At 64.0% G+C, this 25,202-nt stretch carries 20 protein-coding genes; 11 read left to right on the plus strand and 9 right to left on the minus strand.

Translation table 11 applies throughout. From position 1 onward, the window contains the following. Positions 1-438: 438 nt before the first annotated feature. From ACJJV2_RS17645 to ACJJV2_RS17665, 5 genes are all read left to right on the plus strand, one after another. Positions 439-1,131 (plus strand): DUF4124 domain-containing protein, encoded by a 693-nt coding sequence (locus ACJJV2_RS17645; RefSeq protein ID WP_405282408.1) that lies wholly within the window; start codon positions 439-441, stop codon positions 1,129-1,131. Positions 1,132-1,394: 263 nt separating this feature from the next. Further along, complete coding sequence (gene glnL, locus ACJJV2_RS17650) at positions 1,395-2,489, plus strand: nitrogen regulation protein NR(II) (protein ID WP_264158090.1); 1,095 nt, start codon at positions 1,395-1,397, stop codon at positions 2,487-2,489. Continuing rightward, the gene (gene ntrC, locus ACJJV2_RS17655; RefSeq protein ID WP_405282410.1) at positions 2,486-3,895 is read left to right on the plus strand and encodes a nitrogen regulation protein NR(I); all 1,410 of its coding nucleotides are present in this window, start codon (positions 2,486-2,488) and stop codon (positions 3,893-3,895) included. Before glnL ends, ntrC begins: the two co-directional genes overlap by 4 nt. A 130-nt stretch (positions 3,896-4,025) precedes the next feature. Beyond that, positions 4,026-5,363: a deoxyguanosinetriphosphate triphosphohydrolase gene (locus tag ACJJV2_RS17660; protein WP_043335753.1), complete on the plus strand. Its 1,338-nt coding sequence runs from the start codon at positions 4,026-4,028 to the stop codon at positions 5,361-5,363. Positions 5,364-5,814: 451 nt separating this feature from the next. Then, on the plus strand, positions 5,815-7,566 hold the full coding sequence (locus tag ACJJV2_RS17665) for a BCCT family transporter (RefSeq protein WP_405282412.1): 1,752 nt from the start codon (positions 5,815-5,817) through the stop codon (positions 7,564-7,566). A 110-nt stretch (positions 7,567-7,676) separates the two neighbouring features. Here ACJJV2_RS17665 and ACJJV2_RS17670 read toward each other — a convergent pair whose 3' ends face one another. The 8 genes from ACJJV2_RS17670 to tkt all read right to left on the minus strand — a co-directional run bounded on the left by ACJJV2_RS17670 (position 7,677) and on the right by tkt (position 16,664). Continuing rightward, positions 7,677-8,513 carry a RimK family alpha-L-glutamate ligase gene (locus ACJJV2_RS17670; protein ID WP_107335810.1) on the minus strand — a complete coding sequence of 279 codons (837 nt, stop codon included), beginning with the start codon at positions 8,511-8,513 and terminating at the stop codon, positions 7,677-7,679. A 149-nt stretch (positions 8,514-8,662) separates the two neighbouring features. Next, positions 8,663-9,583 (minus strand): nuclease-related domain-containing protein, encoded by a 921-nt coding sequence (locus tag ACJJV2_RS17675; protein ID WP_405282415.1) that lies wholly within the window; start codon positions 9,581-9,583, stop codon positions 8,663-8,665. Between the two features lie 110 nt (positions 9,584-9,693). Further along, entirely contained in the window at positions 9,694-10,146 is a 453-nt protein-coding gene (locus tag ACJJV2_RS17680) for a YbaY family lipoprotein (RefSeq protein ID WP_043335747.1), read from the minus strand. A gap of 51 nt (positions 10,147-10,197) precedes the next feature. Beyond that, a complete protein-coding gene (locus ACJJV2_RS17685) occupies positions 10,198-10,572 on the minus strand; it encodes a translation initiation factor Sui1 (protein ID WP_043335744.1) in 375 nt (124 codons plus the stop codon). A 181-nt stretch (positions 10,573-10,753) separates the two neighbouring features. Further along, positions 10,754-11,818, minus strand: a complete 1,065-nt coding sequence (fba, locus tag ACJJV2_RS17690; RefSeq protein ID WP_043335741.1) for a class II fructose-bisphosphate aldolase — start codon at positions 11,816-11,818, stop codon at positions 10,754-10,756. 119 nt (positions 11,819-11,937) lie between these two features. After that, entirely contained in the window at positions 11,938-13,101 is a 1,164-nt protein-coding gene (locus ACJJV2_RS17695; RefSeq protein ID WP_405282418.1) for a phosphoglycerate kinase, read from the minus strand. Beyond that, positions 13,098-14,234, minus strand: coding sequence for a type I glyceraldehyde-3-phosphate dehydrogenase (locus ACJJV2_RS17700; protein WP_405282421.1), 1,137 nt, complete (start codon positions 14,232-14,234; stop codon positions 13,098-13,100). The genes ACJJV2_RS17695 and ACJJV2_RS17700 overlap by 4 nt, the downstream gene beginning before the upstream one ends. A 435-nt stretch (positions 14,235-14,669) precedes the next feature. Continuing rightward, positions 14,670-16,664 (minus strand): transketolase, encoded by a 1,995-nt coding sequence (gene tkt, locus ACJJV2_RS17705; protein ID WP_043335737.1) that lies wholly within the window; start codon positions 16,662-16,664, stop codon positions 14,670-14,672. Between the two features lie 508 nt (positions 16,665-17,172). Between tkt and metK the strand changes: the two genes are divergently transcribed. The 5 genes from metK (at position 17,173) to ACJJV2_RS17730 (ending at position 22,896) form a co-directional block, all read left to right on the plus strand. Next, on the plus strand, positions 17,173-18,393 hold the full coding sequence (metK, locus tag ACJJV2_RS17710; protein WP_043335733.1) for a methionine adenosyltransferase: 1,221 nt from the start codon (positions 17,173-17,175) through the stop codon (positions 18,391-18,393). A gap of 133 nt (positions 18,394-18,526) precedes the next feature. After that, positions 18,527-19,030 carry a M48 family metallopeptidase gene (locus ACJJV2_RS17715; protein ID WP_043335730.1) on the plus strand — a complete coding sequence of 168 codons (504 nt, stop codon included), beginning with the start codon at positions 18,527-18,529 and terminating at the stop codon, positions 19,028-19,030. A gap of 153 nt (positions 19,031-19,183) precedes the next feature. Next, on the plus strand, positions 19,184-20,455 hold the full coding sequence (locus tag ACJJV2_RS17720; protein ID WP_405282424.1) for a cation:proton antiporter: 1,272 nt from the start codon (positions 19,184-19,186) through the stop codon (positions 20,453-20,455). Positions 20,456-20,672: 217 nt separating this feature from the next. Next, positions 20,673-21,842 carry a GGDEF domain-containing protein gene (locus ACJJV2_RS17725; RefSeq protein WP_405282426.1) on the plus strand — a complete coding sequence of 390 codons (1,170 nt, stop codon included), beginning with the start codon at positions 20,673-20,675 and terminating at the stop codon, positions 21,840-21,842. A gap of 178 nt (positions 21,843-22,020) precedes the next feature. Beyond that, positions 22,021-22,896: a UDP-2,3-diacylglucosamine diphosphatase gene (locus tag ACJJV2_RS17730; RefSeq protein WP_405282428.1), complete on the plus strand. Its 876-nt coding sequence runs from the start codon at positions 22,021-22,023 to the stop codon at positions 22,894-22,896. Positions 22,897-22,899: 3 nt separating this feature from the next. Here the strand turns inward: ACJJV2_RS17730 and ACJJV2_RS17735 are convergent, their stop codons facing one another. Then, positions 22,900-23,829 carry an AEC family transporter gene (locus ACJJV2_RS17735; protein ID WP_054556323.1) on the minus strand — a complete coding sequence of 310 codons (930 nt, stop codon included), beginning with the start codon at positions 23,827-23,829 and terminating at the stop codon, positions 22,900-22,902. 384 nt (positions 23,830-24,213) lie between these two features. On the opposite strand from ACJJV2_RS17735, the gene metF reads away from it, so the two are divergent. Continuing rightward, positions 24,214-25,065 carry a methylenetetrahydrofolate reductase [NAD(P)H] gene (gene metF, locus ACJJV2_RS17740; RefSeq protein WP_405282431.1) on the plus strand — a complete coding sequence of 284 codons (852 nt, stop codon included), beginning with the start codon at positions 24,214-24,216 and terminating at the stop codon, positions 25,063-25,065. Positions 25,066-25,202 lie beyond the last annotated feature (137 nt).

A 25,202-nucleotide genomic window follows, 5' to 3' on the forward strand; every position in this document is an offset into this window, starting at 1 on the left:
GCGTCCAAGCGCTGCAGAGGTTGAGGCAGCCATTCGCTAGCCACGCCATCTGACGGAGTGCCTTCCCGGTGAAGGCAAGCCCCGGACGATGACGACAGCAGGGCCATACCGACAGGTGTGGCCCTGTTTTTCGTTGTGGCCCTGTTTCGTTCCATCTCTTTGCTCTGATCCTTTGCTCTGATCCTTTGCTCTGCCCCTGATCCTTTTCCCTGAGGTCGGCCATGCTGATGACAGATATGCAGGGCGCGGTGGTAGCCTTGCGTGACAGTCAATGCACTCAGGCATCTTGTCGAAGGCCCCAAATGCTGGCATCAACGCGGTAAGCTTTGTAACTTGTTAGCCTTGTCTTCAGGCAGCAGGATCGCCTGCCGATAGACCCAACCCGCTGGAGCTGCCTGCGGCTTCTGGCCTCCCATGACTCTCTTCAGGAATCTTCGGATGTGGCCCTTCGTATCCTCCCTGCGCGTCGCGAACCCCGCGACTGACTCGCGTGCACTGCCAGCAGCGCGCCCCGAGCCACTGCAGTGCCTGCTGCTGGCAGCGACGCTGATGCTGTCCAGCCTGTCGTTCGATCTACAGGCGGCCCAGGTCTATCGTCACGTCGATGCCAACGGCAACGTGGTCTTCAGTGATCAGCCTGCGGGCGGCAGCAAGGTGCAGCTGACGCCGCTCAGCGTGGTGCCGTCGACGGAATCCCTGCCGCCGCGGCGCAGCACGCCGTCGCGCGTGAGTTCTACCTCATCCAGCGAGAGCACCCGCACCCGGGCGCCTGCGGTGGATGTGGCCTTCCGTGGCTATACCACCTTCACCATCCAGAGCCCGTCCAACGAGGAGACGCTGCAGACCGGGCAGGCAGGCAATCTGGCGGTGCGCCTGGGAATCGAGCCCAAGCTGCGCCCGGAAGACAAGGTGCGCGTGACCGTGGACGGTGCGCCGTCTCAATCCGCCATGCACAGCACCGTCTTCATGGTGCCGGCGCTGGAGCGTGGCAAGCATGTCATCCAGGCGGAGCTGCTGGATTCCACCGGCCGCGTACGCCAGACCAGTGAGCCGAAGGTGGTCTATGTGCAGCGCGCCAGCGTCAATCTGCCTCGCAACCCCAACAACCCTGCCAATGCTGGCGGTGGCTAGCAGCGTCTGGGCGGCCTGCTTTCTTCGCGCGTTTCTCCTTCGCTGACAGGCCGCCTTCGGGCGGCTTTTTCGTGTCCGGGCCAGTCGATGTCGGGCCGCCTGGCGGTGAAGTGAGGCAACGCGGATTCGAGCGCGATTTTTCGCCTGCACCATTTTGGTGCCAATATGAGAGGCCAGAAATGGTTGCACAGCATCGGACGCCGTGTTCTCGGTGCCTGCACCAGACTGGCGCGGTTATTGCAGAACAGGGAGACGTACTGCAGATGGCGAACAAACCCATGCATCAACGACTGCTCGAACACCTGAACACTGCCGTGGTGGTGCTGGACTCACAGCTGCAGATGGTCTGGATGAATCCCGCCGCGGAGACGCTGCTGGCGGTGAGTCTGGTGCGTGTGAAGGGCAGTACGCCCGACAACATGACCGGGCTGGATGACACCCTGATCAATGTGCTGCGCAAGGCGCTGGAAGAACAGCACCCCTACACCCAGCGTGAGGCCGAGATCATCAACGCGGCCAATGAAGCGCTGACGGTGGATTTCACCGCGACGCCCATCAGCGCCAATGAACTGCTGGTCGAGATAGAACCGCGTGATCGCCTGATGCAGATCTCGCGCGAAGAAGCGCTGATCGCCCGTCAGGAGGCAGTCAAGGTGCTGACGCGTGGTCTCGCGCATGAAGTCAAGAATCCGCTCGGTGGCATTCGTGGCGCCGCCCAGCTGCTCGAACGTGACCTGCCCGAACCGCAGATGGTGGAGTTCACGCGCATCATCATCGAGGAGGTGGACCGCCTGCGTGATCTGGTCGATCGCATGCTCGGGCCGAACCGGCCGCCGCTGCAGGCGCCGGTCAATGTCCACGCGGTGACCGAGCGGGTGCGGGCCTTGCTGCAGGCGGAAGGCAGTGCCATCACCTTGAGCGCCGACTACGACCCGAGCCTGCCGGAGGTGATCGGCGACGAAGGCCAGCTGATCCAGGCGGTGCTCAACATCGCGCGCAATGCCACCCAGGCCCTCAATGAGCAGCCACAGCCCGATTCACCGCAGCCTGACGCCGCCCCTTACGAGATCACGCTGCGGACCCGCGCTCGCCGGCAGTTCACGCTGGGCCATGAGCGCCACCGGCTGGTCTGCGAGCTGGCGATCATCGACAACGGCCCCGGCATTCCGGAGAGCCTGCGCGAGACGCTGTTCTACCCGATGGTCTCGGGGCGCGCCGAAGGCTCAGGGCTCGGGCTGTCGATCGCCCAGGGCATCCTGCACCAGCATCAGGGGCTGATCGAGTGTGACTCGCGCCCCGGCCATACCGAATTCCGTTTACTCATTCCGCTAGCCGGCACTTCTGGAGATCACACATGAGCGAGACTGCCCGCGTCTGTATCGTCGATGACGACCGTGCCATTCGCTGGGTGCTGGAGCGCGCTCTGGCACAACCCGACCTCGAGGTGGAAACCTTCGAGCGTGCCGACCAGGCCGAAGCCAGCATCATGCGTCAGTGCCCGGATGTCCTGATCACCGATATCCGCATGCCCGGAACCGATGGTTTGGACCTGATGGCGCGCGTGCGCGAGAAGTACCCGGACCTGCCCGTCATCGTGATGACGGCGCATTCCGACCTCGACAGCGCCGTGGCCTCCTATCAGGGCGGCGCCTTCGAATACCTGCCCAAGCCGTTCGATGTCGATGAAGCGCTGGCATTGGTACGGCGCGCCGTGGCGCATGCCCGTGAATCCAAGGCGCCCGCCACCGTGCCGGAAGGGCTGACCAAGGAAATCATCGGCGAAGCGCCGGCGATGCAGGAAGTCTTTCGCGCCATCGGCCGCCTGTCACAGTCGCATATCACCGTCTTGATCAACGGCGAGTCCGGTACCGGCAAGGAGCGCGTGGCCCAGGCGCTGCATCAGCACTCGCCGCGCGCCGCCAAGCCGTTCATCGCACTCAACATGGCGGCGATTCCCAAGGACCTGATGGAATCGGAGCTGTTCGGCCATGAGAAGGGCGCCTTCACCGGCGCCACGGCGCTGCGCCGCGGGCGCTTCGAGCAGGCCGATGGCGGCACGCTGTTCCTCGATGAGATCGGTGACATGCCCGCCGAGACCCAGACCCGCCTGCTGCGCGTGCTGGCCGATGGCGAGTTCTATCGTGTCGGTGGCATCACGCCGGTCAAGGTCGACGTGCGCATCATCGCCGCGACGCACCAGCATCTGGAAAAGCTGGTCGAGGATGGGCGCTTCCGTGAGGATCTCTTCCACCGCCTCAACGTGATTCGCGTGCATCTGCCGCGCCTGTCGGAGCGCCGCGAAGACATTCCGCGCCTGATGAGCCACTTCCTGGGCGAGGCCGCGCGTGAGCTGTCGACCGAGCCCAAGGTGCTGACGGAGGCCGCGGAGAAGCACCTGACGCGCTTCGACTGGCCGGGCAACGTGCGCCAGCTCGAGAACACCTGTCGCTGGCTGACGGTGATGGCCTCGGGGCGTGAAGTGATGATCGAGGACCTGCCGCCGGAGCTGCGCGATGCCAGCGGCACCGAGGCGGCCTCCGGCGATTGGCGTGGTGCCTTCCGCGAGTGGGCAGACCGCGCACTCGCCGCCGGCCACACCCATCTGCTGGAAGAGGCGGTGCCCGATTTCGAGCGCATCCTGATCGAGACGGCTCTCAAGCATACCGGTGGCCGCAAGGGCGAAGCCGCCGAGCTGCTGGGCTGGGGCCGCAACACCCTGACCCGCAAGCTCAAGGTGCTGCTGCCGGCGCTGGCCGAGGACTGAGGAAGGCCTGAGCGGGCTGGAGACAAGGAGAACAGGGTGCCACAATCCCTGTTCTCTTTTTTTATGCGCGTCATTCACCTGTTATCTGCTCGCCGGCGCCAGTGCTCGGCGCCTGCCAAGGAGTTGCCTGATGTCATCGATGAGCTGGGAGCGACTGCTGGAACCGAGTCGCCTGCATGACGCACCGGGCACCGTATCGCGTGAGATGGGGCGGACTCCCTTCCACAAGGACCACGATCGCATCGTGTTCGCGGGTTCCTTCCGTCGCCTGGGGCGCAAGACCCAGGTCCACCCGCTGACCGACAACGACCATATCCACACGCGTCTGACCCACTCGCTGGAGGTCGGCTGTGTCGGTCGCTCGCTGGGCATGATGGTCGGCGAGAAGCTCAAGGAGCAGTTGCCCGACTGGATCACACCGTCGGATCTCGGCGTCATCGTCCAGACCGGCTGCCTGGGGCATGACATCGGCAACCCGCCCTTCGGCCACGCCGGGGAGTACGCCATCCGCGACTGGTTCGCCGCCGAGGCCGCCAGTGATCACGGACGGTTGGCCGGGCTGAGCGATGCCGAGCGCGAGGACCTGCTCACCTACGAAGGCAATGCCCAGGGCTTTCGCATCGTCACCCAGATCGAATACAACCAGTTCCATGGCGGCATGCGCCTGACGGCAGCGACGTTGGGCACGCTGCTCAAGTACCCGTGGACGGTGGAGCACGCCACGGCCGGCGGCAAGTTCGGCTGCTATCAGAGCGAGCGCGTGCTGCTGGATCAGGTCGCCGAGCGCTGCGGGCTGCTGGCACGAGCCGATGGCCGCTGGTGCCGTCACCCGCTGGCGTGGCTGGTCGAGGCCGCCGATGACATCTGCTATGCGCTGCTGGACCTGGAAGATGGCCTCGAGATGGGCATCCTGCAGTTCGAGGAAGTGTTCGAGATTCTCACCGGCATCAGCGGTGGCGAGCCGCGCGAATATCAGGAGATGGTCGCCCGCGGCACCTCCCAGCGGCGCAAGGTGGCGGCGCTGAGAGGCGCGGCGATGGAGCGTGCCGTCAATGATGTCGCCGAGGCTTTCGTGCAGCGCGAGACGGAACTGCTGGCCGGCACGCTCAGTGAAGACCTGCTCGACCTTTGCCACCCCGACCTCGGCTGGGGCGTGCGGGAAGCCAAGAATCTGGCGCGCCAGAAGATCTTCCGCAACGAGCGCAAGGCCAAGCTGGAGATCGGCGCCTACACCACGCTGGGCATCCTGCTCGAGGCCTTTATCGGCGCTGCGCATGAGTTGCATACCAAGGGGCGCTCCAGCTTCAAGCATCAACGTGTGCTGGCATTGATCGGCGAGAACACGCCGACCAAGGACTGGGATCTCTACCGCAGCTATCGGCGCATGCTCGACTTCATCGGCGGCATGACGGACCACTTCGCGGTGGATCTCGCCCAGGAGATGGGCGGGCGCCTGCGCGGCGACTGAGCCCGAGGCGCCATCAGCTCGATCAACTCAAGCCTGATTACTGCAGGCTTCATCACTTTCAGCCTCATCATTTCCAGCCGGGGAGCGGCAGCGGCGGCGTGCCGTTCCCTGGTGGATGCCTGCTCTCCGGCCTGATATCTGCTGCCTTTGCTGCGCCTTCCCTGCGTCTTACCCCTCTGTGGCTGCCCACCTCTGCGCTGCCTGTTCTGGCTGTGTCTTCCCTGCTGATTTGCCTGTCGCTGCAAGCCCTGACGTCGTGCTTCCTGCTCTTCTCTTGGCCTGAACGCCACGGCCTGCCATGCGCTAATAAATGACTTGCTTGCGTTAAATTAACTTTACGTAGGCGCTTGGATCGTTGTACTAGGATTGTACGCAGTGGGGATGCGTGTATCGCAATCACTCATGATAAGCTGTTATCATGCATAGCAATAACGATAAATGAGGCTTATATATGAGCAAGGAAACCCGAAAGGTATCCGCCAAGACGGCGGGGGATCGGCCGGAAAAGCCCTTCGACATGATCGACAAGCCGACCTTCTTCGGCTCGATCTTCCTGCTGTTGGCAGTGACGCTGCCCCTGGTCATCTTCCCCGATCAGGGCGCGATGTGGGTATCGGCGGCCAAGAACTTCGTCACCAGCAAGCTCGGCGTGCTCTATCTGCTGCTCGGCGTGGGGGCCGGCGGCTTCATGATCTACATCATCTTCAGCGATATCGGTCAGATAAAGCTCGGTGATGCCGAGGAGAAGCCTGAATTCTCCATCGTGTCGTGGGCGGCGATGCTGTTCTGTGCCGGTATCGGGGCCTCCATCCTGTACTGGTCGATGATCGAGTGGGTCTACTACTACCAGTCGCCCCCATTCCATGTGGAAGGCCAGACACCGGAGGCAGCGGAATGGGCCGCGGCCTACGGCATCTTCCACTGGGGCCCGCTGGCATGGGCGATCTACCTGATTCCCGCCGTGCCGATCGCCTACTTCTACTACGTGCGTCACCACAGCGTGCTGAAGATTTCCGAGGCGCTGATGCCGGTGCTGGGCGAAAAGCTGGCGCATGGCTGGCTGGGCAAGCTGATCGATATCAGCTTCATCTTCGGCATGCTGGGCGGCGGTGCGACCACCCTGGGTCTGGCGGCACCGATGATCAACGAGGGGGTGCACGAGCTGTTCGGGGTGCCCAAGTCGCTGACTACGCAGATCGTGGTGCTGCTGGTGTGTACCGCCCTGTTCGGCTACAGCGCCTACGTGGGCCTCAAGAAGGGCATCAAGCTGCTGTCAGACATCAACTTCTGGCTGGCGGTCGGCCTGTTGCTGTTCATCTTCATCGCGGGGCCGACCCTGTTCATGGCCAATACCGGCCTGGATGCGCTGGGCCGGGTGATGAGCAATCTGATCCACATGGCCACCTGGCTTGAGCCGTTCGCCGAGTTCAAGGGCTTCGAGGACACGCACTTCCCGCAGGACTGGACCATCTTCTACTGGGCCTGGTGGCTGGTGTTCGCGCCCAGCGTGGGGCTGTTCATCGCGCGTATCTCGCGGGGCCGCACCATCCGCGCCATGGTCGCCGGTTCGATGTTCTTCGGCACCATGGGCTGCTTCCTGTTCTTCATGGTGATGGGCAACTACGGCCTCTACCTGCAGCTGTCCGGTGAGCTGGACGTGGTCACCATCCTCAATGACCAGAGCCCGACCGCGGCCATCTTCGCGATGCTGCACACGCTGCCGCTGGACTACGTGGTGATCTTCGCCTTTACGCTGCTGGCGCTGATCTTCACCGCGACCACCTTCGACTCCATCTCCTACATTCTGGCCGCTGTGGTCCAGAAGGAAGTCGATGAAGAGCCGATGCGCTGGAACCGCCTGTTCTGGGCCTTCGCCCTGTCGTTCATGCCCATCGTGCTGATGTTCATCGGCGGGCTGGAGACCCTGCAGACGGCCTCCATCATCGGGGGTGTGCCGCTATTGGCAGTGGCCTTGATGCTGTGCATCTCCATCGTGCGTGCCGCGCACTATGACCTGCGCTACCAGCCCGATTACACGGTCAAGGAAATCAACATCGAGGAGTTCCCGGCAGACGACCCCTGGACCGAAGACGGCACTTGGGAAATACCCGACGAGGACGTGCCGGCAGCAGGCAAACCGCGGCAGGACCCGCCCAAGGATCATATCGAAGGCGACCCGCACAGCCGTCCCTCACGCCTGTGAGGAGATGAGCCGGCCGGCCAGTTGAACGGCCCAGTGTCAGACGACAAGACGCCGCCCATTGGGCGGCGTCTTGTCGTTCAGGGCAGGAAAGGGCGTACGCCCGCAAGGCGTCAGCCGGTTTCCTCGAGTGTCGCGCGGCGCACTCGGCGCGGCGTCAGTAGCGGTGGCGTCGGGTCGTTGTCGCTGCTGTCGAGCGCCAGATGGCGGAGGATGGCGGCACCGATGCGCCGCGAGCTGTCCGGGATGCCCTGATTGCCGAACAGGCGGTTGAACTCGAACACGAGCGGATGGCCATCGACCATCGCGATATCGAAGCCGGCATGATCGACACTCAATGCCTCGGCCAGGTGCAGGGCCAGGGCGATGGCGGGGGCCGGGATATTGTCGTAGGCCGTCTCGCCGCCCTGACTGACATTGGAGCGATAGCCGCCCAGCGGCGTAACGCGCCAGTAGGCGGTGATGACTTCGCCACCCACCACCACGATGCGCAGGTCGCGGTCGATCTCCAGGCGCGGCTGGGCATACAGCACCGGGTGCTCCGCTGCATGTGCTTCCAGTTCGCCACGCGACTGGATCAGCTTCACGCCGACGCCCATCGAGCTTTTGACTTCCTTGACGATCAGCGGGTAGCCGAAGCGCGCCTCGATATCGTCGATTGCCTGACGGCTGGCGCCGCGAATCTCGGTCGGTGGCACATTGTCCGGGCAGATGGCCTGAAAGACGCGTGTCTGCTCGACCTTGTCGTGGCCGATCGCGTAGCTGGGCAGGCTGGGGAAGATGCGTTTGCCGAGGCCGTAGACCAGGGTGGTGATCTGCCAGTATTCGGGAAACAGCAGGATATCGGCGGCGCGGATCTCGTCGAGGTGATCCAGCATGCGCTCCGGCTTGATATAACGAACACCGGGAATGCCGAGGGTACGAAAAGCGTCGAAGGTGATGAGTTTCATGCGGGATATGTCGCCAAGAGCGCCATCATTGCGATAGCGCGATAAGGTTGCCAAGGCTGGACCGGCGCGTATTTAACGCCGGGCGGGGCGCCTTGGCAAGCCTTTGTCTGGCGCTGCCATGCTCCGAGGGGCCGGAGCATGGCGGAGGATCAACTGGTGGCGAGGCGCTCGGCCTGAACGCGGTCGAGAATCGCCTCGTTGATGCGCTGCTTGAGGGCGTCATCCAGAGTCGGGCAACCCTCTTCGGGGGCCATGCAATGGGTGCTCAGCCACTCGGCCAGGCCCTCGCCATTGACGACTTCGGGGTCATTCTCGCGCTGGGTTCCCTCGCGCACGATCTGCCAACCCGGCAGCGCCAGCAGCCCCTGCACCGGCACGTCGACACCGCATTCACGCTTCAGCCAGGCGGCCGTCCAGTCGCGTGCGGTACGTGTCTCGCGCAGCGGTTTGCGCTCGCGATAGCCCGGGAAGTGCAGGCGACCATCCTTGAGCTTGACCTCATCCTTGAGTGCGCCCAGCGCATCCAGCGGCCGCGAGCGCGCCTTGGTGCGAATGGCATAGGCGCCGGCGGGGGTGACCACCAGATGATCGATATGGAAGCCATCGGCCGGCACGTCGTGATAGACCATGCTGGTCAGCTGTTCCGGGCGGATCAGCTGGTCGAGCTCCTGACCGATGGACAGCTCGCAGGCCAGTCCCAGCTTCAGCTTGCGGATGCGCTGGAAGTGCCGCGTCAGGCGCAGCGCGAACACCAGTACCAGCAGCGCACAGGCCAGACCGTAGGCGGCCCATTCCAGCCAGTTCTGCTCTTCGCCGAACACCATGCGCCCCATGCCGTAGACCAGCGGACTCAAGGTGATGAGCGGGCCGAGCGCCCCGTCGAGAAACAGCGCCTGGAAGGCCTCATCGAGACGATCGCGCAGGCTCTGGCCCGGTTCACGCAGCTGGCGGCGGGTCAGCGGCGACTGGATGCGCCGCTCATGCAGGCCACGCATGCCCAGCACCACCAGTGCAATGGCACCCAGAGGGGTAAGGAAGAAGACAGGTAACAGGTATTCCAGCCAATCCATTGGGGTGTCCTATCGGTGAGAGACGGGCCTACTGGTCAAGTCGAGCGTACTGGTCAAGTCGAACGTACTGGTCAAGTCGAGCGTACTGGTCGGGCCGGGCGAGCGCGCCATCAATGGCCCAGCGCACGCGGCAGCGGCGTGAGCGGGATCTCGACCTCGCCCTGTGAGGTGCTGGCGTCACCCAGCACCGGCACCGCGCTGTCATTGATCCAATACAGGCGACCCTCGCTGCGCACATCGGCTTGCAGCGCATAGCGATGGCCTTCCTCGATGGCATTGCGGTCGTACTGCAGGCTGACCGGGAAAGGCCCTTCACGCAGGCCGCCATAGCGGGTACTGGCAATCAGTCCGGCCTCGGCGTCGGCGCGGGAGACATCCACCAGGCGCACTTCCAGCATCGCATCCGGCGGTGCCGTGAAGGCCTGCTGCGGCACCACGCGCGCCTCCAGCTGCGTGAAGTCCGGGCCGGTCATGCAGCCACCCAGCCCGAGCGTGGCCAGCAGCAGGCCAGAGAGCGAGAGCGTGCGAGCCGAAGGCCGGCGTGGCGTGATGAAGTTCAGCATGGAAATCCCTTGTGCAGCGAGATGGAAGGCAAAGGTGCGCGCAGCAGGCGTTCAGCCACCGGCCAGCTTGACGGTATAGCCCATCCGCGTGAGTTCAGCCTTGAGCGTCTCGCGGTGATCGCCCTGGATCTCCACGATGCCATCCTTGAGGCTGCCGCCAGTGCCGCACCGCTGCTTGAGAGTCTTGGCCAGGGCCTTGAGTTCCTTCTCGGCGAGCGGAATCCCGCTCACGGTGGTCACGCCCTTGCCCTTGCGACCGCTGGTCTCGCGACGGATACGCACCACGCCATCGAGGCTTGCCAGGCGTTCACGCTCGGCGAGGTCGGCACATTCGCACTCGGCTTCGGCACGCCGACACTCAGGGCAGGTTGCGCCATGTTCGGTGGAATAGACAAGCCCGGACAGTTGATCCTTGAGCGAGGCCATGATGTCTCCTGCGATACGGTGATGAATGATCAATGCCAAACGGAATCTCGAAAGGATACCTGCGTGCGCGAGAGGCTGGCACCCTGAGGCGCATAAAAAAGGCGACCCCGAAGGGCCGCCTTTCTCTTCATTCCCTGCCTGCTCGCGTGCGGGCAGGGAGACCTTGGCGGGCGCCGCCCGATCAGTTGATCTTCGGGTCCAGCTCGCCACGGTTGTAACGCTCGAACATCGCTTCGAGGTTGATCGGGTCGATCTTGCTGCCATGACCGGCGGCACCGAAGGCTTCGTAGCGGGCGATGCAGATGTCGCGCATCGCCTTCACGGATTCCTTCAGGTACTTGCGCGGGTCGAATTCAGACGGGTTCTGCGCCATGAAGCGACGGATGGAACCGGTAGAGGCCAGACGCAGGTCGGTGTCGACGTTGATCTTGCGCACGCCGTGCTTGATGCCTTCGACGATCTCGTCGACCGGCACGCCGTAGGTTTCCGGAATCTTGCCGCCGTATTCGTTGATGATTTCCAGCCAGTCCTGCGGCACGGAGGAAGAGCCGTGCATCACCAGGTGAGTCTCGGGGATGCGGGCGTGGATTTCCTTGATGCGCTGGATGGACAGGGTGTCACCCGTCGGCGGCTTGGTGAACTTGTAGGCGCCGTGGGAGGTGCCGATGGCGATGGCTAGGGCATCGACGTGGGTCTTCTTGACGAAGTCGGCGGCTTCTTCCGGGTCGGTCAGCATCTGGTCGTGGTCCAGCTTGCCTTCGGCGCCGATGCCGTCTTCTTCACCGGCCATGCCGGTTTCCAACGAGCCGAGGCAACCCAGTTCGCCTTCGACGGACACGCCACAGGCGTGGGCCATCTCGACGGTGCGACGGGTCACATCGACATTGTATTCGTAGCTAGTCGGGGTCTTGCCGTCTTCGCCCAGCGAGCCGTCCATCATCACCGAGCTGAAGCCCAGCTGGATGGAGCGCTGGCAGACTGCCGGCGAGGTGCCGTGATCCTGGTGCATGACCACCGGGATATGCGGGAATTCTTCCACCGCAGCCAGGATGAGGTGGCGAAGGAACGGCGCGCCCGCGTATTTGCGTGCGCCGGCGGAGGCCTGGACGATCACCGGAGAATCGGTGTGATCGGCGGCTTCCATGATGGCGCGCATCTGCTCGAGGTTGTTGACGTTGAACGCCGGGATGCCGTATCCGTACTCGGCTGCGTGGTCCAACATCTGGCGCATGCTGATCAATGCCATGACATCACCTGTCTTTTTGAGGAATCGAGTGGAGAAGCGTCGGGTGCCCCCCGTCAGCTGACGGGGAGCGACCTTGTGGCCGTGACTCTAAGCCTGCGCCAATGAGGACACAGGCGGGTTCAGCTTGCTGCGGCTTCCAATGCCGCAACGGCCGGCAGTACCTTGCCTTCCACATATTCGAGGAAGGCGCCGCCACCGGTAGAAATGTAGGAGACGCGCGACTCGACGTCGTACTTGTCGATGGCCGCCAGGGTGTCGCCACCGCCGGCGATGGAGAAGGCGTCGCTCTCGGCGATGGCCATCGCCAGCTGCTCGGTGCCGTTGGCGAACTGTTCGATCTCGAACACGCCGACCGGGCCGTTCCACAGTATGGTGCCGGCGTCCTTGAGCAGCGCACCGAAGCGCGAGGCGGTCTCCGGACCGATATCCAGGATCATCTCGTCGTCCTGGACGTCGGCGACGGCGCGCACGACGGCTTCGGCCTTGTCGGAGAACTCGGTGGCGACGACGACGTCGGTCGGCAGCGGGATCTCGACCTTGTCCATCAGCGCGCGAGCGGTATCGAGCAGGTCAGCCTCGTAGAGGGACTTGCCGACGTTGTAACCGGCCGCCGCGATGAAGGTGTTGGCGATGCCGCCACCGACGATCAGCTGATGGCACTTGTCGGACAGCGCCTGGAGCACGTCGAGCTTGGTGGAGACCTTGGAGCCACCGACGATGGCGACCATCGGCGCACGCGGTGCGGCGAGTGCCTTCTCGAGGGCTTCCAGCTCGGCGGCCAGCAGCGGGCCGGCGCAGGCGTCCGGTGCGAAGCGTGCCACGCCATGGGTCGAGGCCTGGGCACGGTGCGCGGTGCCGAAGGCATCCATCACGTAGACATCGCACAGCGCGGCGTAGGCGCGGGACAGGGATTCCTCGTCCTTCTTCTCGCCCTTGTTGAAGCGCACGTTCTCCAGCAGCACGACCTCGCCTTCGGCGACATCCGGTGCCGTGTCGAGGTAGTCGTTGATCAGGCGCACCGGGCTGCCCAGCAGCTCGCCCAGATGTGCCGCGACCGGTGCCAGCGAGAACTGGTCTTCCGGCTCACCCTCGGTGGGGCGGCCCAGATGACTCATCAGCATCACGCGTGCGCCGGCGTCGCGTGCCGCCTTGATGGTCGGCAGGCTGGCACGGATGCGCGCGTCGCTGGTCACCTGACCGTCGCGGATCGGCACGTTGAGATCTTCGCGGATCAGCACACGCTTTCCGGACAGGTCGAGGGCGGTCATCGTTTGCACGTTCATGACGGGTTCCTTGGTCGTGAATCGGTGGAGAGAGCTTCCCTCGCCAGAGGCGTTGTCATCTCGCAGGCGTGCCAATGGGTGGCGACGTCCAGCATGCGATTGGCAAAGCCCCATTCGTTGTCGAACCAGCACAGCATCTTGATCAGCCGGCCGCCGGCAACACGGGTCTGGGTCGCATCCACGATACCCGAGCGCGGATCGTGGTTGAAGTCGATGGAAGCCGTCGGCTCCTCGCTCAATCCCATCAGGCCCTGCAGGCGTTGTGCGCAGGCCTCGCGCAGCAGGTCATTGACCTCATCCGCGCTCACGTCACGCTTCACTTCGATGGACATGTCCATGCAGGACACGTTGATGGTCGGCACGCGCAGGTGCAGACATTCGAAGCGTCCTTCCAGGTGCGGCATCAGGCGGTTGATGCCCTTGGCCAGGCCGGTATCCACCGGCACGATCGAACTCATCGCCGAGCGCGTCAGGCGCAGGTCCGTCTGATGGTAGGCGTCGATCACCGGCTGGTCGTTCATCGCCGAGTGCACCGTGGTGGTGACGCCGCGCTCCAGTCCGAAGGCCTCTTCCAGCACCGTCAGAATCGGAATCAGGCAATTGGTGGTGCACGACGCCGCCGAGACGATGCGCATGCCGCTGCCTGCCTGTCCCGTTTCGGCGGGGGCCAGCGCCGACTGGTTGATGCCGCACACGATGGTGGCATCGACATCGGCGTCGGTATCGCCGGGCTGGGAGAACAGCAGGCGGTCGGCGCCCGCCGCCAGATGCCGCTCGGCGGTGGCGCGGTCCTTGAAGCTGCCGGAGCACTCCAGCACCAGATCAATCCCCAATGCCCGCCAGGGCAGGCAATCTGGATTGGCCTCGGACAGGATGCTGATCGCATGGCCGTTGACGACCAGCTGGCCGTCGCGCTGTTCCACCGTGCCGGGGAAGCGGCCGTGGGTGGTGTCGTAGCGGGTCAGATAGGTGATGGTGTCCAGATCTGACAGCTCGTTGATCGCGACCACTTCCAGCGGCAGTGCCTCACCGCGTGCTTCACGTTCTACCAGCGCTCTCAGCACACACTGACCGATGCGTCCGTAGCCATTGATGGCCACTCGCAAGGGAGCGTTTCCCTGGCGTCGGGACACCTTGTCTCCCTGGGGAGCGTCGGCGGTGGGCAGAGGCGGCTGGTGGTTCAAGGATGTCGTGTTCCGAGTGTTTTTCAGGGGGTCCATGGTAGCGCATCGCTTTGCTGGGCGGAGGGAGCGAAAGGCGCGCAAGCGCCTGATTTCTGGTTTTTTTCGTCTAAGGACACGTAGTCACACTACTCAACTGGAGGGGTTGTGTAGTCGCCGTCTGCGCTGTCTGTCGTGGGCATGATCGCCGGAGAATGACCGCTCATGCAGGATGAATCGTGTCATCAAGCCGCGACTCGTGTGAGCCACGTCGACTACAGGCGACAGCCGGTGACGCTTGAGGGCTCCCCGAGTGTCGCACAGACGAAAACGCCGCCGCTCCCAGCGGGAGGCGGCGGCGTCGATCTGCATCCCGCTCCGTCATCGACGGGGTGGGTCAGGCGGTGATCAGCCCAGCAGCTTGTTGGCGCGTTCGACCACGTTCTCGACCGTGAAGCCGAAGTGCTTGAACAGGTCGCCAGCCGGCGCGGATTCCCCGAAGGTCTCCATGCCGATGATGTCGCCGTTCAGGCCGACATACTTGAACCAGTAGTCACGATGACCGGCTTCGATCGCCACGCGTGCGGTGACGGAAGACGGCAGCACGGATTCGCGGTATTCCGCGTCCTGCGCATCGAACAGGTCGGTGGCCGGCATGGACACGACACGCACGGCGCGACCGGCGGCTTCCAGCTCGGCGGCGGCATCCATCGCCAGGCCGACTTCGGAGCCGGTGGCGATCAGGATCACTTCCGGCTGGCCGTTGGCGGCGTCCTTCAGCACGTAACCGCCACGGCTGATGTTGGCCAGCTGGGCCTTGTCGCGGTTCTGGTGCGGCAGGTTCTGACGCGACAGGATCAGCGCGGTCGGGCCGGAGTGACGCTTGATGGCTGCATCCCACGCCGCCGCGGTCTCCACGGCATCCGCCGGACGCCAGGTGGACAGGTTCGGCGTGGTGCGCAGGCTGGTCAGCTGTTCAATCGGCTGGTGCGTCGGGCCATCTTCGCCCAGACCGATGGAGTCGTGGGTGAAGACGTAGACGGCCTGCTGACCCATCAGGGCGGCCATGCGAACGGCGTTGCGCATGTATTCCATGAAGATCAGGAAGGTCGCGCCGTACGGGATGAAGCCGCCGTGCAGACCGGCGCCGTTCATGATCGCGCCCATGCCGAACTCACGCACACCGTAGTGCAGGTAGTTGCCGCTGAAGTCTTCGCGGGTGATCGCCTGGGCGCCCTTCCAGAAGGTCAGGTTGGACGGGGCCAGGTCGGCACTGCCGCCGAGCAGTTCCGGCAGCTGCGGGCCGAGCTGGTTCAGGCACTCGAAGGACGCCTTGCGCGAGGCCGGGCTGTCGCCGGCGGCCTGGGCATCCTCGATCATCTTCTCGCTGGTCAGGGCGTGCGGCAGCTTGCCTTCCAGGCGACGGGTGAACTCGGCGGCCAGTTCCGGGTGTGCTTCGGCGTAACGGGCGAAGCGCGCATCCCAGTCGCTCTCGAGCTTGGCGCCGCGCTCGCTGGCGTCCCAGCCCTGATAGATGTCTTCCGGAACGTGGAAGGGCGCGTGGGTCCAGCCCAGCTTCTCGCGGGTGGCAGCGACTTCGTCATCACCCAGCGGCGCGCCGTGGCAGGACTCGGTGCCTTCCTTGTTCGGGGAGCCGAAGCCGATCACGGTCTTGCAGATGATCAGGCTCGGCTTGTCGTCGTGGCTCTTGGCCAGCGCGATGGCGGCGTTGATCTCTTCCGGCTTGTGGCCGTCGACGTTGGAGACGACGTGCCAGCCGTAGGACTCGAAACGCTTGGCGGTGTCATCGGTGAACCAGCCTTCGACTTCGCCATCGATGGAGATGCCGTTGTCGTCATACAGGGCGATCAGCTTGCCCAGACCCAGGGTGCCGGCCAGCGAGCCGACCTCGTGGGAGATGCCTTCCATCATGCAACCGTCACCCAGGAAGCACCAGGTGGTGTGGTCGACAACGGTGTGACCCGGACGGTTGAACTGCGCCGCCAGTGTCTTCTCGGCGATCGCCATGCCGACGGCATTGGCCAGACCCTGACCCAGCGGGCCGGTGGTGGTCTCGATGCCCGGCGCGTAGCCGTATTCCGGGTGACCGGCGGTCTTGGCGTGCAGCTGGCGGAAGTTCTGCAGGTCTTCAAGGCTCAGCTGATAACCCGAGAGGTGCAACAGGGAGTAGAGCAGCATGGAGCCATGGCCGTTGGACAGCACGAAGCGGTCACGATCGGCCCAGTTCGGGTTGGCCGGGTTGTGCTTGAGGTGGTCGTTCCAGAGCACTTCAGCGATGTCGGCCATGCCCATGGGGGCGCCGGGGTGGCCAGACTTGGCCTTCTGAACGGCGTCCATGGAAAGTGCACGGATGGCGTTGGCCAGGTCAAAACGGGAAGGCATGCAGTAGCTCCTCGCCTGCGGGCGTCAAGAGTGGGGCAATGAATCACGGCGTGCTGCGCCGGACGCTCAGTGCATCCCGAGAGCCAGGGCATGCTGCTGCCTGGGTCTCCTTCAGGACTGTGCGCCTGAAACAGTGCGCCGGAAAGGACAGTGCGTCGCGTGAACCTTGTACGCGCGGACTCGCGTCCGAGCGTGATCTCCGGGCGGGTATTGTCACCGAGATGACAGGGCGCGGCAAATCGCATCCGGGATGTACGCTCGTCCAAAGGTGGCAACGGCTTATTACCCTGTGTGCAGCGCTTGTCGCAAAAAGGTCTCGATTGGACGGCCCCACGGGCCCCATTGCGCTAGGAACTCACATAAGTGGCGTGTAAACTCGCCCCCCCGAGGCTCAACCGCCCGTGTTGAGCTTCATCGTGCGCCACAAGCGTGTTTCTACTCGGTCGTCAACGCAGTCTGCCGTCAGTGGCCGAATCATCCCCGCATCCGAAAAGAGGGTCGAGGACCAATGAGCGAATACTCACTCTTCACATCCGAGTCCGTGTCCGAAGGGCATCCGGACAAGATTGCCGACCAGATTTCCGACGCCGTGCTCGATGCCATCATCGCGCGCGACAAGCAGGCACGCGTGGCGTGCGAAACGCTCGTCAAGACAGGCGTTGCCATCGTGGCCGGTGAGATCTCCACCAGCGCGTGGGTGGATCTCGAGGAGCTGGTACGTCGTGTCATCACCGATATCGGCTATACCTCTTCCGACGTCGGCTTCGACGGCGAGACCTGTGGTGTCCTCAACCTGATCGGCAAGCAGAGCATCGATATCGCCCAGGGCGTCGATCGCACCAAGCCGGAAGATCAGGGCGCGGGCGACCAGGGCCTGATGTTCGGCTACGCCACCAACGAGACCGACTCCTTCATGCCGGCGCCGATCCACTACGCCCACCGTCTGGTGGAGCGTCAGGCGGAACTGCGCAAGAACGGCATGCTGCCGTGGCTGCGTCCGGATGCGAAGAGCCAGGTCACCTTCCGCTACGACGAAGCCGGCAAGCCGGTCGCCGTCGAAGCCGTCGTGCTGTCGACCCAGCATGACCCGGAAGTGTCCCAGGAAGACCTGCGCGCGATGGTCAAGCGCGAGATCATCGAGCAGGTGCTGCCGGCCGAGTGGCTGTCCGAGACCACCGAATACCACATCAACCCGACCGGCAACTTCGTCATCGGTGGCCCTGTGGGTGACTGTGGTCTGACGGGTCGCAAGATCATCGTCGACACCTACGGCGGCATGGCCCGTCACGGTGGTGGTGCCTTCTCCGGCAAGGACCCGTCCAAGGTCGACCGCAGCGCCGCCTATGCCGGTCGCTACGTGGCCAAGAACGTCGTCGCCAGCGGCCTGGCCGACAAGTGCGAGATCCAGGTCTCCTACGCCATCGGCGTCGCCGAGCCGACCTCCGTCTCGATCAACACCTTCGGCACCGGCAAGATCAGCGATGCCAAGATCGTCGAGCTGGTGCGCGAGCACTTCGACCTGCGTCCGTACGCCATCACTACCATGCTGGACCTGGCGCACCCGATGTATCAGCTGACCGCTGCCTACGGCCACTTCGGTCGTGAGCCGTTCGAGCACAGCTACAGCTGGACCGACGTGAGCGGCGAGCAGAAGACCGAAACCTTCACCGCCTTCCCGTGGGAAAAGACCGACCGTGCCGCTGGCCTCAAGGCTGCCGCTGGCCTGTAAATCCGCCAGCTCGACAGGCCTGGCAGGTGGCGGACGTCTCGCCCCTCGCTTTCGGCGCCATGACAAGAAAACCCGCCTCGGCGGGTTTTCTTGTCTCTGGCCCTCCTTCGGACAGCAACAGGAGAGATGCCCAGTGGCTGATCTACGCTATCTCAAGGGCTACGCCCCCGAGATCCAACAGCAGGCGAGTGAACTGCTGGCGTCGGGCAAGACGGCAGCCTTCTTTCTCGGCAAGTATCCCGAGCCTCATCAGCTGCAGGGTGCGCGGGCGCTGCATGACTACACCATGGCGCTGAAGAATCAGTATCTGCGCAGCTCGGCGCCGATCAGCAAGGTGATCTACGACGACCGGATTCACGTCATCGACAACGCCCTGGGGCTGCACACCTTCGTGTCGCGGGTGCAGGGCAACAAGCTCAAGGCCAAGAACGAGATCCGTATCTCGTCGCTGTTCCGTCGCCTGCCGGAGCCGCTGCTCAACATGATCGTGGTGCATGAGCTGGCGCATCTGCGCGAGAAGGCCCACGACAAGGCGTTCTACCGGCTCTGCTGTCACATGCAGCCGGAGTATCATCAGCGTGAGTTCGAGCTGCGTCTCTATCTCTGCCACCGTGAACGCCACGGCGATCTCTGGTAGCCGCGCTCCGTACTGGTAGCCATGAGCCGCTCTGGACAGTCACGCTCAGCTCAGACAGCCACTCGGCCGCTCACGCGACAGAAGAACTGGAAAGAATGACAAGGACGTCATGCCATCAGGGGTATCGGCGCCACTGCAAAGGACCGTTTTCGGATGCTCAATCTCGCTGCACTGTTCATCACCATCACTGCCGTGTGCATGTGGTTCAATCATCGCGTTCTGCGCCTGCCGCCGACCATCGGCGTGATGGCCATCGGCCTGGTGCTGTCGCTGGGCGTGATCGGGCTCGATCACTTCGCGGTGACCACCGTCGTGGCCGATACCGCGGAAGACTGGCTGGGGCGCATCAATTTCAACAGCCTGCTGATGGACGGCATGCTGTCCTTCCTGCTGTTTGCCGGCGCGCTGCACGTGGACCTCTCGCGCCTCAAGGCCTATCGGCGCTCCATCGGTCTGCTGGCCACGCTGGGCGTGCTGATCTCGACGCTGGTGATCGGCTCCGCCGCCTGGTGGCTGTTCCAGTGGGCCGGTATCGAGGTGCCCTACCTGTATTGCCTGGTGTTCGGTGCGCTGATCTCGCCCACCGACCCGATCGCCGTGCTTGGCATCATGCGCAGTGCCGGCGCGCCTGCCGACATGGAAATCCGCATCGTCGGCGAATCGTTGTTCAATGATGGCGTGGCGGTGGTGCTGTTCACCGCGCTGCTGAGTGCGGCGTCGGCCGGCAGCGGCGAGGTCGAGCTCGGCCACATGGGGCTCTTGTTCCTCGAGGAAGCCGGCGGCGGCATCCTGCTCGGGCTGGCACTGGGCGCGCTGGTCTACCAGCTGATGCGCAGCATCGACCAGTATCAGGTCGAGGTGATGCTGAGTCTGGCGCTGGTGCTGGGCGGCTATGCGCTGGCCTCGGCGCTGCATGTCTCCGGCCCCATCGCGATGGTGGTGGCGGGGCTGATCATCGGCAACATGGCGCGTGATGGCGCCATGTCCGACAACACCCGCCGCTATCTGGACGGCTTCTGGGAACTGGTCGACGAGATTCTCAACGCGGTGCTGTTCGTGCTGATCGGCCTCGAATTGGTACTGATGCCGATCACGCTGACCTCGATCGGCATCGCGCTGGTGCTGGTGGCGGTGATCCTGCTCTCGCGCCTGGCGCTGATCGGCCTCCCGCTGAGCCTCTTGCGCCGCTGGTACACCTTCCGCCCCGGCACCACGCGCGTGCTCACCTGGGGCGGCCTGCGCGGCGGCATCTCGGTGGCGTTGGCACTGGCGATCCCCGAAGGCGACTTCCGCGAGCCGCTGGTGGTCACCACCTACATCATCGTGCTGTTCTCGATCCTCGTGCAGGGGTTGAGCATCGGCAAGCTGGTGACCGCGGTGGTCGGAGATCGCTGCCACCCGGAAGAGCCACACGACAAGCATTGAGTCAAAGCCTGCCAGCGCAAGCCCCACGAGAGCTGAAATGGGCACCTGATGGCGATAGAAAAGGCCCCGTGGCTCATGTCAGCCATGGGGCCTTTTGCCTTTCTGGCGGGGGGCTGCACCGAAGTAGCGTTTATAGATCAACCCTCTGCACCAGTACGGCGAGGCCACCACGCGGTGTAGCATGAGCAGGTGCCTTGATTGCCAGAGAGGAAGTGCCGTGTCGCTTCAGGAACGTCTGCTGCCCCGCCGTGAAACCGAGGATGATGAGTCACGCCATTTTCGTGCGCGCCTCAACCATACCTTCGTGCTGTTCGCCATGGCGGGACTGGCGTGTTTTCTGCTATTTGATTATTTCCAGGTCCCCAATGCCTGGCCGACGCTCTGGGTCGGACGATTCCTGCTGCTCGGCGTGTGCCTGACATGCCTCGCGCTGCTGAGGAACGATCCCCGGCGACCAGATGATATCGTGTTGTTCGGTGCCAGCTGCGCCAATCTGTACTTCTGTTTCGGGGCATCGATGATCGAGGATGCCATCACGCTGTCGCTATGGAATCTGAGCTTCTCGACCTGCATGCTGATTGCCATGCCGGCATGGCTGGTCTGGGGCTGGCGTTATCAGTTGGTCAGCAGCTTGCCGTTGATGTTTTGCTACATCCCCATCTTCCTGTGGCTGAGCCCTTTGCAATTGACGGATCTTGTCGGGGCCGGCGGAGCATATACGCTGGCGACGATGATCATTGCTCCAGCACTGGCGCATGCACGCAGTACTACCTTCCGGCGTACGGTGGCACTGCGACGTGTACTGCAAGCTCGCAATGACGAATTGCAGCAGATGAATCAGCAGCTGCTCACCCAGCAGAACGAGCTGGAATACCGCGCCAATCATGATCTGCTGACGGGGCTGCCCAATCGCCGTTTCGGCTTTGATTTTCTCGAGCGGATGCTGGCCGAGAGCACGAGCACTCGGCAATGCGTGTCAATCCTGTTCGTGGATGTCGATCGCCTGAAGCACGTCAACGACAGCTTCGGGCACGCCGAGGGGGATCGCCTGATCCAGCTGGTGGCCCGGAGTGTCGCCCAGGCGGCCGGTGAAGACGGGCTGGCATGCCGCCTGGGCGGCGATGAATTCCTGGTCGTGATGCCCGGAGCCTGTGATATGGCCAGCCAGCAGGCGACGACCCAGCTGATGCGCCATCTTCAGGAGCAACGCCTGGAGCAGCAAATCCCCTTCCCGGTCGAGGTGAGCATCGGGCGCGTCACCCACGACCCGGTATTGCAGGGCGATGTGGATGTCGATGATCTGATCCATATCGCGGACGACCGCATGTATCGTCAGAAGCGCGCTCGGCGGCGGGCCATGGCGGGCGCCAACGATCCCCAGGCGTGAGAAAGCCCGCGATCTTCCCTTCATTCATGCTGCAAGTGATTGATGGCAATGGCTGTCATCGCTTTTTCATGTCGCTGTTACGGGTATGTCATCGCCTCCCCTCAGTCTTGCTGGGCAACGACAGGAGCCATCTGGGCCTCGCCTGTCGATTCCGCCTGGCAACCCAGAGGTGACTGACATGACCGCTCCGCAATCGGCTTCCCGTGCTGAAATGCCGCCTGCTTCCGACGCTCTCGGTCAGGTTCGCACGCTGTTCATCTCCGATGTGCATCTGGGGACCCCGGACTGCCAGGCGGCGCTGCTTGCGAAGCTGCTGCGTCGCGTGCGCCCCGAACGCCTGTATCTGGTCGGCGATATCGTCGACCTGCTGGCGATGCGCAAGCGTGCGGTGCTCGACAAGGACCAGCAGGCGCTGGTGGCGCGGGTGCTGCGTCTGGCGCGCAGTGGCTGTGAGGTCATCTACATTCCCGGCAATCATGATGCCGCCTTCCGTCGCCTGTGCGGCCTGAAGCTGCACAACGTGAGCATCGAGCGGCGCGCGATCCATACCACTGGCAGCGGTCGTCGCCTGCTGGTCTCCCACGGCGACGAATTCGACACCCATGTGCGCATCGCGCCGTGGCTGCTCAAGCTGGGCGATGGCATGCACGGCTTCATCCTGTCGCTCAATCGCTGGTGCAATCGCGCGCGTGGCATGTTCGGGCTGCCGTACTGGTCGCTGGCCAGCGCGCTCAAGCGTCGTAGCGGCACCGCCCAGCGCTATGTGGCCCAGTTCGAGGAAGCCGCCATGCGTCAGGCGCGTCTCGAAGGGCTGGATGGCTATGTCGGGGGGCATATCCACCAGGCGGGCTTCCGGGTCGAGGAAGGCGTGCTCTACTGCAACGACGGCGACTGGGTCGAGCACTGCACCGCGCTGGCGGAAGATGCCGAAGGCGCGCTGCACCTGATCGACTGGCAGGGTCAGATCATCGAGACGGCGCCGCGCCATCTGATGCCGCGTCCGGCGCCGGCCGCGACGCCCGACGCCGTCACGCCCGAGATGGCTGGCGCCTGAACCTCACCCCAGGCCGCTGATCGCCAGCATCCATGACAGGTACAGCGGGATGATCAGCGGCGCCGCCAGGGTGGTCAGCATCACCGCGATCGCGCCCTTGGCCGGCTGGATATTCAGCTCGATGGCCAGCACGACCACATTGGCGGCCATCGGTACCACCCCCAGCAGCAGCAACACCTGCGCCAGCACCGGGTCGAGGGCGAACAGGCTGCCCAGCAGCATCACGCTGCCCAGACTCAGCAGCGGCCACATCACGAAGCGCAGACCGGTCGCGGCCAGAATGAAGCGCGGGTCGATCTCGCGCAGGCTGACACCGCCCAGCGTCATGCCGATGATCATCATGCCCAGCACCGTGTAGCTGTACTTGAAGTAGTCGAGTCCCTCCATCACCGCCCCCGGTACCTCAAGCCCCAGGGTCCCCACCAGCAGAGCGGCCAGAAAGGCGTAGATCAGCGGCAGACGCACGATCTTGACCAGACTCTGGCGCATCGAGAACTGCCCGCGCGCACTGACGTAGAAGCCCAGCGTGAACTCATACAGCGTGATGCCGAGCAGGCAGAACAGGTACTGGGTCACGCCTTCCGGCGGCAGCAACAGCATCGCGACCGGCAGGCCGAAGTAGCCGGTATTGCCGGTGCCGGAGGAGAAGGCGAGCAGGGCGGCTTCCTGCGGCGGGAAGAACTTCGCGGCCAGCGGGCGCACCAGCAGGCAGATGCTGCTGGCCAGCGAGAACAGTCCCAGCGTCAGGCCCAGATCACTCAGCGATGGCTCGCCGAGCACCAGCCCGCGGAAGAAGGTCAGCGGCGCGATCACGTAGATCAGCAAGGTGGCGATGGGGCGCGGGTCGATCGCGAGGCGGCGTGCACAGAGGGCGCCGAGGGCGACAAAGGTGATCAGCATCCAGAGCGGTTGCTGCAGATCGATGTGGTCCATCACGGTTCCTTGTGAAGCGTCATTGTCCTTTTGGCTCATCATGCCGTGTGGCCCCTGTCAGCGTCATCCCATGAATGTCGCTCATTGCGCCTTTCCTTGATCCGGCTGTGGATCGCGTGGTTGCGCGGCTGGCGAGGGGCAGGACTGAGGGGCAGGACGCCACTGTCAGCAATGGTTATAAACACGCATTTTCTTATATGAATGGTATTGAAGTTGAGGCGAAAACCTTTCATTGGCCGGGGTCGGCGGCGGCGGTCAGAATGCTCGACATGCAGTACAGGGGCGGTGGCGTGACGCGCCGGACGTGTATTGCTGCACGCGCACCGCGAAGTGTGCGGCGATAACGACATCAATGCCGGACACGACGACCACGAGGGCCGCCCCATGAGTGCAAGCGAACATCCGTCAGGGATCAGCTTCGAATTCTTCCCGCCGAATACCGAGGCCGGGCGTGAAAAGCTCAAGAGGGTTCGCGATCAGCTGGCGGCGCTGGAGCCGGAGTTCTTCTCCGTCACCTATGGCGCGGGTGGCTCCACGCGCGAGCGCACCTTCAACACCGTGCAGTCGGTCAGCGCCAGCGGCATCTGCACCGCGCCGCACCTGTCGTGTGTCGGCAGTGACCGCGGCGAGCTGCGCGAGATCCTGGCGCAATATCGCGAGCAGGGCGTCAAGCGCCTGGTGGCGTTGCGCGGGGACCTGCCCTCCGGGATGGGCTCGCGCAGCGAGCTGCGTTACGCCAACGAGCTGGTCGAATTCGTGCGCGAGGAGACCGGTGATCACTTCGAGATCGCGGTGGCGGCCTATCCGGAGTGCCATCCACAGGCCGACAACTACCACAGCGATCTCGAGAACTTCGCGCGCAAGATGCAGGCCGGCGCCGATATCGCCATCACCCAGTACTTCTTCAATGCCGATGCCTACTTCCACTTCGTGGAGCGCGCGCGTGCCGCCGGCATCCAGCAGCCGATCATCCCGGGGATCATGCCGATCACCAACTACACCCGGCTGGCGCGTTTCTCCGATTCCTGCGGGGCGGACATCCCGCGCTGGCTCCGCCGGCAGCTCGAGAGCTATGGCGATGACAGCGAGAGCCTTCGGGCCTTCGGCACCGAGGTGATCTCGCGCATGAGTCAGCGTCTGCTGGATGGCGGTGCGCCGGGCCTGCACTTCTATACCCTCAATCAGGCCGAGCCGTGTCTCAAGGTGCTGGAAAATCTGGGGATCTCTTCTCGTTGAGGCATGCCTGCCGGGCGTGCGCGACAAGTAATTGGAAGAGCGGCATTGAATGTGACGTCGCTCGCCCTGAGGTCTGACGGGTAGCCGCTTGTGACAGCGGCCCGCAAGCCACTCAAGGCGTCGGCAGTGACGCCGGC

It is taken from the genome of Cobetia sp. Ld8 (assembly GCF_045066615.1).
Lineage (GTDB): Bacteria > Pseudomonadota > Gammaproteobacteria > Pseudomonadales > Halomonadaceae > Cobetia > Cobetia amphilecti.